This window comes from Psychrobacter sp. AOP7-B1-25 (genome assembly GCF_052376195.1).
Taxonomy (GTDB): Bacteria; Pseudomonadota; Gammaproteobacteria; order Pseudomonadales; family Moraxellaceae; genus Psychrobacter.
The window spans coordinates 1-9,450 of the sequence record NZ_JBQSVK010000030.1 but is presented as its reverse complement, the minus strand read 5'-3'; the positions used below and the strand labels follow the sequence as shown (position 1 = coordinate 9,450).

The following is a 9,450-nucleotide window of genomic DNA, read 5'->3' as shown; positions in this document are numbered from 1 at the left end:
CGTTTGTCGTGGATGATCTCCTCCATCAATGCTGAACCAATACCAAATACCATGCCGCCATAGCATTGTGAGGTTGCAGTTTTGTGATTAAGAATACGACCTGCTGCAAATGCACCCGTCATACGTTTTACTCGGATTTCACCCGTGACTTTATGCACGGCTACTTCAGCGAAATTGGCACCAAAAGATGATTGACGATACTTTTTACCATTTTTACCTGGCTTTATCTGTCCTTTAGCACTAACTTTTTGCTCCTCATAACCTGCGACTACCTCGGTAAGCGCATATGACTCTTTATTCTCAAAATTATACTTTTCTGTTTCTGACAGTGTTTTTTCTTCTAATGCGTTCTCTGAAGTTGTATCGTGCTTGCCTACTTGCTTAATTTGACCATTATCCAGTTGTATCGTATCAGGATATAAGCCGACTTTTTCTGCTAGCATTTCACGTAGCTGCTCACAAGCTAGATATACTCCGCTACCTGCGCTCGCCGCACCCCAACTACCACCAGAACCTGATGCAGGTGGTAAGGCACTATCACCTAATTTCATCTCGATATGGTCAATGGGTAGCCCTAGTAAATCTGCAGCTACCTGAGAAAACACGGTATAAGACCCTGTACCGATATCTGTCATATCTGTTTCTATAACCGCCTTAATACCAAGTGCTTTTGATTTGTCGATTTGCAGCGTTGCTCGCGCTTCAGACGGTTGCAGCTGGTTACCACGTGCTGCCGCAGCCATCCCTGTCCCTATCCACCAGTCGCCTTCTAACTGACTGGCAGGCTTTGCGTTTCGCTGACTCCAACCGAACTGCTCAGCACCTTGCTCCATACAAGCAATCAGCTGACGCGTCGAAAATGGAATGTCTTTACTAGGGTCTTTTTCGGGTTCATTACGGCGACGCAGCTCTATAGGATCAATATCTAACTGCGCGGCCAACTCGTCCATTGCACATTCAACAGCAATCATACCGACCGCTTCACCAGGTGCTCGCATTGAGCCTGCTAGCACTTGGTTCATATCGACCATTCCATAATTTACACGGCGGTTTTTACCGCGATATAAGTAATGAGTAGATAAGGCAGTTGGCTCAAAGAACGCTTCGTCTGGCAAATTGCTAGCAATGGTATCGTGTATCAAAGTATCGATAACACCATCGCAGTCACAGCCAATCGCAATGCGCTGCCGAGTGTTCGAGCGTCTGACCGTTGCTTCCATCACCTGTGGACGCGTCATTGTAATCAATACTGGACGACCAAGCTCTTTTGAAGCAATGGCAGCTGCGATAGATTCAGGGGCGATACCGAGCTTGCTACCAAAACCACCACCGACATAGTGCGCGATTAGCTGAACTTGATCTTTGTTTAAGTCTAGCGCATCCATCACTTGCTGCTTACAAGACGCAAGCATTTGATTGGCTGTATAAAGAACGAGCTTATCGCCTTCCCAGTGGGCTAATGTTGCGTGCGGCTCCATCGCCGAGCTGTTTTGACTCGGTGTATGATAAAAACGATCTAGTGTCACCTCAGCATCAATCAATCCTTGCTTTGGATCGCCTTGGACATAGTTTTTATCAGGGCCTTTTTTTTCATCGACTTCATGGGCGTTGGATAACTCTTTAGTAAAATTCAATGCCGCTTGGTCAGTCTCATCTTTATAAGTGACTTTAAGTGCGTTCGCTCCTTCCGTTGCTGCCTCAAAGGTTTCAGCGATGACCACTGCAATAGGCTGACCATGATAAAAAATCTCAGTCGCTCCCTGCTTCGGCGCTTTTTTTAATCCACCTTGCTGTGAATTACGCAAAAAGTGCTTAGGATCTGTCACAACCTTGATAATATCAGGAATGCAGTCTAAAGAACTGCTATCGATATTCTCGACTTGGCCTTTGGCAATGGTTGCACTGACCAAGACACCGTACGCTTTATTGTCTAAATAGATTTCGGCACTGTAAGGCGCTTGACCACTAACCTTTAGCGAACCGTCAACACGGTTGATAGGCTTACCAACCAATTTGCTCGCTGTTGTACTAAACAAAGACTCAACAGGCTCATCCATGATCATTTTTTTGGTCGGCTCTGACTGAGTGATTGATTCAAATAATAACATGATTATGCTCCCTCGCTCGCTAGTGCGCGCTGAATGACTTGTTTTAGTAGGCGACGCGTCAACGGTATCTTGAAGTCATTCTGACCATTACCTTTAGCATCCTTCAATAACAAATCAGCGGCTTGCGCGATAACGTCATTATTGCCATCGGTATTCGTTAATAATGCCTCAACTTCTTCGTTACGCCATGGCTCAGTACCGATACCACCAAATGCCAGTCGTACCGTCTTTAGATTGCCGCTATCATCAGCGTCTATCACTGCGCCACAGGATACCAGTGCAAAGGCATAAGAGGCGCGATCTCGTACTTTGTCATAGGTGTGCATACCTTTGATAGATGCAGGTAACACAACGTGAGTAATTAACTCGCCTGCCTCTAGTACGTTTTCGATATGCGGCGTATCTTTTGGTAAGCAATAAAAATCTTTAACATCAATAGTGCGAGTCGAGCCGTCAGGTTTGACTGTCTCGATAGTGGCATCCAACAAGCGCATGGCCCCTGCCATATCAGACGGATGCTGAGCAATACAGGCATCGCTCGTACCTAAAATAGCCAGCGTACGGTTCTCGCCATTAATAGCAGGACAACCTGTGCCCGGCTCTCGCTTATTACAGGCGCTATCTGTTTGATAGAAGTAGTAACAACGGGTGCGCTGTAAAAAATTACCACCAGTCGTTGCTTTGTTACGCAGCTGACCTGTCGCCCCTGCCAAAATCGCTCGGGACAATACTGGGTAATTTTCAATGACCTCAGGATGCGCTGCCAAATCGCTATTGGTCACAAGCGTACCGATACGCAAACCACCGTCAGCAGTGGTTTCGACTTGTTCTAATTCCAAACGAGTAATATCGACCAATTTAATTGGCGTCTCGACCTCCAGTTTCATCAAGTCTAATAAGTTGGTACCACCTGCGATAAAAGAAGCCTTTTTATCACTGGCAGATATCGCTGCTTGCTCTGGTGCATCAGCACGGCTATATTCGAAGCGTTTCATGAGTGGCCTCCTGTGATACCAGTCGCTGTCTTACTATTTGTCGTATTGTTATCTGCTGAGGCCTTGCCAAGTTGCGCCTCACTCGGTGGCGGTGACCAAATACCTGTGACATTTGAGGTTTGCGCAGCGTTGTCTGTGGTTTGAATACTAGACTCTGACACTTCATTTTCAAGCACTTGTGAAATAGCTTTGATGATGTTTGGATAAGCTGAACAGCGACAAATGTTACCACTCATTCGCTCAGCAATTTCTTGTACAAGGAAACCATCAGGATTTTGCAAATCTGTGCTGACATGGCTTGGCCAGTTTTGTTTTACTTCTTCTATCAATGCAGTCGCTGAGCAAATCTGACCGGGTGTGCAATATCCACACTGAAAGGCGTCATTGTCTTTAAACGCTTGCTGCAACGCCGATAGTGAGTCTGGCGTTCCGATGCCTTCAATCGTGGTGATGTCATCGCCATTATGCATAAGAGCGAGCGTCAGACAGGAATTGACCCGTCGTCCATTGATAAGCATCGTACAAGCCCCGCATTGACCGTGGTCACAGCCTTTTTTGGGTCCAGTGATTTGCAGGTGCTGACGACAGACGTCGAGCAGTGTCGTACGGGTATCAAGATTTTCAAGCTGATAATCTTGCTTATTGATTGTTAAAGTCAAAGTAGACATGCAGGCTTCTCGCTGGCAGATGAACATAATAAAAAGCTGAAATACGCTTTAAAAAGAGAGCGTCGATAAATTTATTATGGCGTATGAAAAAAATTGTTTTGTTTTTACTTTGTAGGGATTCCAGTGTAGTTTTTAATCTACTAGACTCTAGAAATGTTAGCGCTACTAATAGGTGACATATTGTTTATCTTCAGTTTTTTACGTGATATCAGAGAGAGTTCCGATAAAAAAGCCCCATAAACGGCAAGTTCATGGAGCTTTCAAATAGCTTTTTTCTATATAGAATTTGCTTACTGTATTTCTTAAATGCAACCTTTACGTAGCTAGCAACTGGCTACGCTTTCATGATAGTCGTTTTTTCATTAAAGCGTGATTTTGGTAACTCAGTATTAAGATCACCTTTACTACAATAACCAAACGAAACGACCGCCACAGCAGTGTGACCTTTAATACGCAAATAAAACGCTTTTGTACTGTAATGCCGTTTTATCGCCTTAGCAATATTTTTCACCTGTGACTTCATTGTTGATATTAAGTTTTTATTCCCTCTCAGCGAATTTCTTCTTTAATTATCATTTCAACGAAGCCGCTCTGAATAAAAGCATATTCTAGGAATATGCCTGCTTGGCTAAGTATACGTAGATTTTATTATTACCGAGTCAACGTATCGAAAGAACGCCTACTTACTCGTTAATAATAGTTACAATTACGCTATCGAATTAGCGACTTAGACGGCGCAGACTACATTGTAATCACTTAGTCATTCTCTTAGTATGAACTGACTTGCTACCTAATCATTAAGTATATCTACTTGATTCCAACTAATACGCCACTATCTATACACCCCAAATAAAACATACATAATAGTATCTGTGAGGAAATATGAGCACATCAGAAAAACTGCTCCGAATAGACATCGTTTCAGACGTCGTTTGCCCTTGGTGCGTCATAGGCTATCGTCAATTAGCAGCAGCACTTGAGCAAACTAACACAGCTCACACCATCCACTGGCACCCATTTGAGCTAAACCCAAATATGCCAAGCGAGGGTCAAAACCTACGCGAACATATTATTGAAAAATACGGCTCTACTAAGCAAGAATCAGATGCTAGCCGAGTCAGAATGACTGAAGCTGGTTCCGAAGTTGGTTTTGAATTCAATTTCAACGATGACACACGCATGCACAACACTTTTAATTTGCATCAGCTGCTACATTTCGCTGATCAACAAGGTCGCATGCATGAGTTAAAACAAGCGTTATTTGCCGCGCATTTCACCAATAACAGAGACATCTCCGATATCAATGTGCTTGCCGATATTGCAGCAGAGACTGGGCTCGATCGTAGTGAATCATTGGCGGTATTAGAAGGTCAGTTCTTTGCAAATGAAGTTCGAGCAGAAGAGCAGCATTGGCAACAGCAAGGCATCCAAAGTGTACCAGCGATTATCTTTAATGAGCGTCATCTGGTCAGCGGCGCCCAAGGGGTCGAGAACTACATCAGTATATTAGAGCAATTGGCCAACATGACTGAATAAATCGCCTAACGTTATAAAAATGCCATTTTACAAAAGGATTCTTTATGTCTTCTGAACGCTTTCCCTCGATTATTGTGTTTGACGTCAATGAAACATTGCTCGACATCGACACACTAACGCCTTTATTCACGCGCGTCTTTGGTGAGCAAATAGTACTAAGAGAGTGGTTCGCTCAGCTAGTACTGTACTCACAAACCATGACATTGTCTGGTCTTTATACGTCTTTTGGTGAACTTGGCGTTGGGGCGTTGCAAATGGTTGCTGATATCAGACAAGTGACTTTGACAGACGACGATATCAACGAGTTCAAAGAGAGAATGAGTGCCCTGCCTGCTCATCCTGATGCTGCGCCTGCACTGACTCGTTTGCGCGATGCAGGGTTTCGACTGGTCACACTGACCAACTCAGCGAGCAGCACCTCTCCAACGCCACTAGAAAAAGCAGGTCTCAGTCAGTTCTTTGAGCAACACTTCAGCATTGAGCCTGTTGGCAAGTTCAAGCCCGCACCTGAAACGTATCAGATGGTGGCTGAGACATTAGATGTTGACACGTCAGAAATGTGTCTTGTTGCTTGTCACCTTTGGGATACTATAGGTGCGCAAGCAGCTGGTTGTCGCGGTGCGTTTTTGACACGTCCTTATAATGCGATGCTGAACGCGCCCAATGTACCAGTTCCAGATTTGACCGCATCAGATTTATCGGTACTAGTCGATCAACTTATTAGCAAAAGAAGTGCTTAATACACTCAACTAATAGGCTCTGTTTAGGCGTAACATACAAAAAAGCTGCTTCGATATTGAAGCAGCTTTTTTCGTTTCAAAAGTATAATGTTAAGGCGATGACGACCATACAATAGCGTTAATATGTTCGTCAAAAACCCTACATTATAAGAAACTATGCATCGTAAAAAACCACGCTTAAAAATTGACGACTGTACGAATACTTTCACCTTTGTGCATCAAGTCAAACGCTTCGTTGACGTCTTCTATTGGCATCGTATGAGTGATGAAATCTTGTAATGGAATCTCACCCGCTAGGTAGCGCTCGACATAACCTGGTAGTTCTGTACGACCTTTTACACCGCCAAATGCTGAGCCTTTCCAGACTCGACCAGTCACTAACTGGAACGGACGAGTAGAAATTTCTTGTCCAGCACCAGCCACACCGATGATGACCGATTCGCCCCAACCTTTATGGCAGCACTCTAGCGCTGAACGCATGACATCAACGTTACCGATACATTCAAATGAATAATCAACACCGCCATCAGTCAACTCAACGATTACTTCATGAATTGGCTTGTCATAGTTTTTAGGGTTGATGAAGTCAGTTGCGCCTAGCTTTTCGGCCAACTCAAACTTGCTTTCATTGATGTCAATCACGATAATACGGCGGGCTTTTGCCATGGCAGCGCCAATCACGGCTGATAGTCCGATACCGCCCATACCAAAGATAGCAACCGTTGCACCCTCTTCGACTTTTGCAGTATTCATGACTGCACCCATGCCGGTAGTCACACCACAACCGAGTAAGCAAACCTCTTCTAACGGGGCTTCTTTGTTTACTTTAGCCAAAGAAATCTCTGGTAAAACCGTGTACTCAGAGAAAGTTGAGCAACCCATATAATGATAGATAGGCTCGCCATCTTTATAGAAACGCGTGGTGCCATCTGGCATCAAGCCTTTACCCTGAGTCTCGCGTACTGCCGAGCAAAGATTGGTTTTGCCTGAGCGGCACATTTTACAGACGCCGCATTCTGCTGTGTATAACGGAATGACATGATCGCCGACCTGAACGCTGGTCACGCCCTCGCCCACTTGCTCAACGATACCGCCGCCTTCATGGCCCAAGATCGAAGGAAACACGCCTTCTGGATCTTCACCAGATAAGGTAAAAGCATCTGTGTGGCAGACACCGCTAGCGACGATTTTTACCAATACTTCGCCTTTACGCGGTAGCATGACGTCTACTTCTTCGATAGATAGTGGCTGGTTTGGACCCCACGCGATGGCTGCTTTTGATTTAATAAATTTATCGGACATAAAAATCTCTCTTTTAATTGATTGTTATTTATGGGTAATGACACAACAGTTTTGCTATAAGTACAAGCAGTTCTAATAAATTACTAATGCATGTTAGCGTTCACTATATCTACAGTTAAAACAAATAAAGATAGACTAAGCTGAGCTTATCTTGCCTGCCCTTTATAGGCAAGCATCGATGATAGTAAAACACCACTTTTTTACATTGATACTAACCATTATATTTGTTTCTGAGCTGATAACAATATGCTATATTTACAAATATCTTTTACATACTGGTAATAATCATGCGCTGGGAAGGGATTAGTGAGTTTGTCTACGTCGCAGAATATGAGAGCTTTACGCGTGGTGCGAAAGAGCTTGGCATCTCGACTGCACAAGTCAGCCGCCAAATCAGCGCACTAGAGAAGCGCTTAAATATAAAGCTACTATATCGAACCACGCGCAGGGTCTCACTGACTGAAGAAGGCCGTGTTTTCTATCAGCACTGCCGCAGTGTGCTCGATGGGTTAGATGCGGCTGAGCAAGCCGTCAGTAACTTACAATCAAAGCCCCAAGGCAGGATAAAACTAACGGCGCCTGTGACTTACGGTGAGCAGCAGTTGTTACCACTCATCAATGATTTTATGATGCAGTATCACGATATCGAAGTGACTGCCTTTTTGAGTAATCAGAAAGTCGATTTGATTGAAGGGGGTTATGATTTGGCCATTCGTATTGGCAAACTGCATGACTCGACGATGATGGCAAAGAAACTTAGCCTGCGCACTAATTTTGTCTGCGCTGCGCCTTCTTATCTACAAAAACACGGTATACCGCACCATCTAAGTGATTTGAGTCAACATAATTGCTTATTGGGTACTCGTGACTACTGGCACTTTATAGATACGGCTAAAGCAAAAGAGAACCGTGATAATCATGGTAGGGCGGACAACCAAAAAACGAGTATAGAAAGACACTTACGTGTCTCTGGTACTGTGCAATATAATAGCGGCTATAGTCTGATCGATGCTGCGCTAAAAGGTCTGGGTATCGTACAGCTGCCTGATTATTATGTGCAAAAATATTTAGCGTCTGGTGAATTGGTTAGTTTGCTTGATGATTATAGAGAGCCTGAAGAAAGCATTTGGGCTGTTTATCCGCATAACCGTCATCTATCACCGAAGATTAGACTGTTGGTCGATTATTTGGCGGAACATTTGGTTTAACGTTCTGTTAAGAGCTGTTGCAATCACAAACCTGATTACGCACAATGAATATTCAATGTTGCTCATTATCGTTAGGGCTAACCATACTACAAATAACTTAAAGGTGTCATTATGATTAAAATCGTCTCTATCGCTGCGCTAGCAGTGGCCGTTTCTTCTTGTGCCAGTATCGATACGTTGTTAAATAAAACCAATAGCACTGGTGCGATGACAAATACAACTACCTCTATCAATGCTGAAAAAGGCTTGGTGACTTTACAGAGCAATCACTCTGTCCAAGATACTGCAGATAAACTGGTTTCAGTTATAGAAAGCAAAGGTATGAAGGTATTCGCGCGAGTCGATCATCAAAAGAATGCACAAGGTGTCGACTTATCATTGAGACCAACTCAAGTCGTTATGTTTGGTAACCCTAAAGCAGGTACGCCGTTAATGAACTGTGAGCAAACCGTTGCCATTGACTTGCCGCAAAAAATTCTAATTAGCGAAGATGCCGATAAGAAAGTATGGCTATCATATAACAACCCTGACTACCTCCAGACACGCCACAATATTGAAGGTTGCGATACCGAAATTGCCAATATCTCAAAAGCACTTAACGCTATCAGTACTGCAGCAACGGCAAAATAATTCGCTCAATACGTTTGAATAAATAGGTGAAACGGAAAACTGAAACTCTATTTTTTTACTTGATTTGTTGACTTAAAAAGCACTCATATCAAGAATGACTAGATTGCTCTATCTGGTCATTCAATTCTACTTTTAATTTCTTTGCACACTCGATAATCTTTTTTCTATCGGCAGGAATGGCACCTTGCGCAATAGCGATTTCACGCATTTGAACCGTAATATCGTAGTGAGGATAGCTGGCATTACGATGAAATAGACGCGTA

Annotated in this window: 8 protein-coding genes and 1 pseudogene; 4 read left to right on the top strand and 5 right to left on the bottom strand. The window is 43.7% G+C overall.

The window, feature by feature from the left end:
- From ACT3QR_RS13640 to ACT3QR_RS13630, 3 genes are all read right to left on the bottom strand, one after another.
- Positions 1-2,108 (bottom strand): molybdopterin cofactor-binding domain-containing protein (locus ACT3QR_RS13640; RefSeq protein ID WP_444521855.1); only part of this gene is annotated, 2,108 nt, incomplete at its 3' end.
- 2 nt (positions 2,109-2,110) lie between these two features.
- A complete protein-coding gene (locus ACT3QR_RS13635) occupies positions 2,111-3,103 on the bottom strand; it encodes an FAD binding domain-containing protein (protein WP_444521854.1) in 993 nt (330 codons plus the stop codon).
- Positions 3,100-3,771 (bottom strand): 2Fe-2S iron-sulfur cluster-binding protein, encoded by a 672-nt coding sequence (locus tag ACT3QR_RS13630; RefSeq protein WP_444521853.1) that lies wholly within the window; start codon positions 3,769-3,771, stop codon positions 3,100-3,102. The genes ACT3QR_RS13635 and ACT3QR_RS13630 overlap by 4 nt, the downstream gene beginning before the upstream one ends.
- 882 nt (positions 3,772-4,653) lie before the next feature.
- Between ACT3QR_RS13630 and ACT3QR_RS13625 the strand changes: the two genes are divergently transcribed.
- A complete protein-coding gene (locus ACT3QR_RS13625) occupies positions 4,654-5,307 on the top strand; it encodes a DsbA family oxidoreductase (protein ID WP_444521852.1) in 654 nt (217 codons plus the stop codon).
- 44 nt (positions 5,308-5,351) lie between these two features.
- On the top strand, positions 5,352-6,047 hold the full coding sequence (locus ACT3QR_RS13620) for a haloacid dehalogenase type II (protein ID WP_444521851.1): 696 nt from the start codon (positions 5,352-5,354) through the stop codon (positions 6,045-6,047).
- 177 nt (positions 6,048-6,224) lie between these two features.
- On the opposite strand, the gene ACT3QR_RS13615 is transcribed toward ACT3QR_RS13620, so the two are convergent.
- Positions 6,225-7,349, bottom strand: a complete 1,125-nt coding sequence (locus ACT3QR_RS13615; protein WP_444521850.1) for an S-(hydroxymethyl)glutathione dehydrogenase/class III alcohol dehydrogenase — start codon at positions 7,347-7,349, stop codon at positions 6,225-6,227.
- A gap of 287 nt (positions 7,350-7,636) precedes the next feature.
- Between ACT3QR_RS13615 and ACT3QR_RS13610 the strand changes: the two genes are divergently transcribed.
- Both ACT3QR_RS13610 and ACT3QR_RS13605 read left to right on the top strand, forming a co-directional pair.
- A complete protein-coding gene (locus ACT3QR_RS13610; protein WP_444521849.1) occupies positions 7,637-8,557 on the top strand; it encodes a LysR family transcriptional regulator in 921 nt (306 codons plus the stop codon).
- Between the two features lie 111 nt (positions 8,558-8,668).
- Positions 8,669-9,187, top strand: coding sequence for a DUF302 domain-containing protein (locus ACT3QR_RS13605; RefSeq protein ID WP_444521848.1), 519 nt, complete (start codon positions 8,669-8,671; stop codon positions 9,185-9,187).
- An 88-nt stretch (positions 9,188-9,275) separates the two neighbouring features.
- Here the strand turns inward: ACT3QR_RS13605 and ACT3QR_RS13600 are convergent.
- A pseudogene (locus ACT3QR_RS13600) lies at positions 9,276-9,450 on the bottom strand (DUF4031 domain-containing protein); the annotation flags it as partial.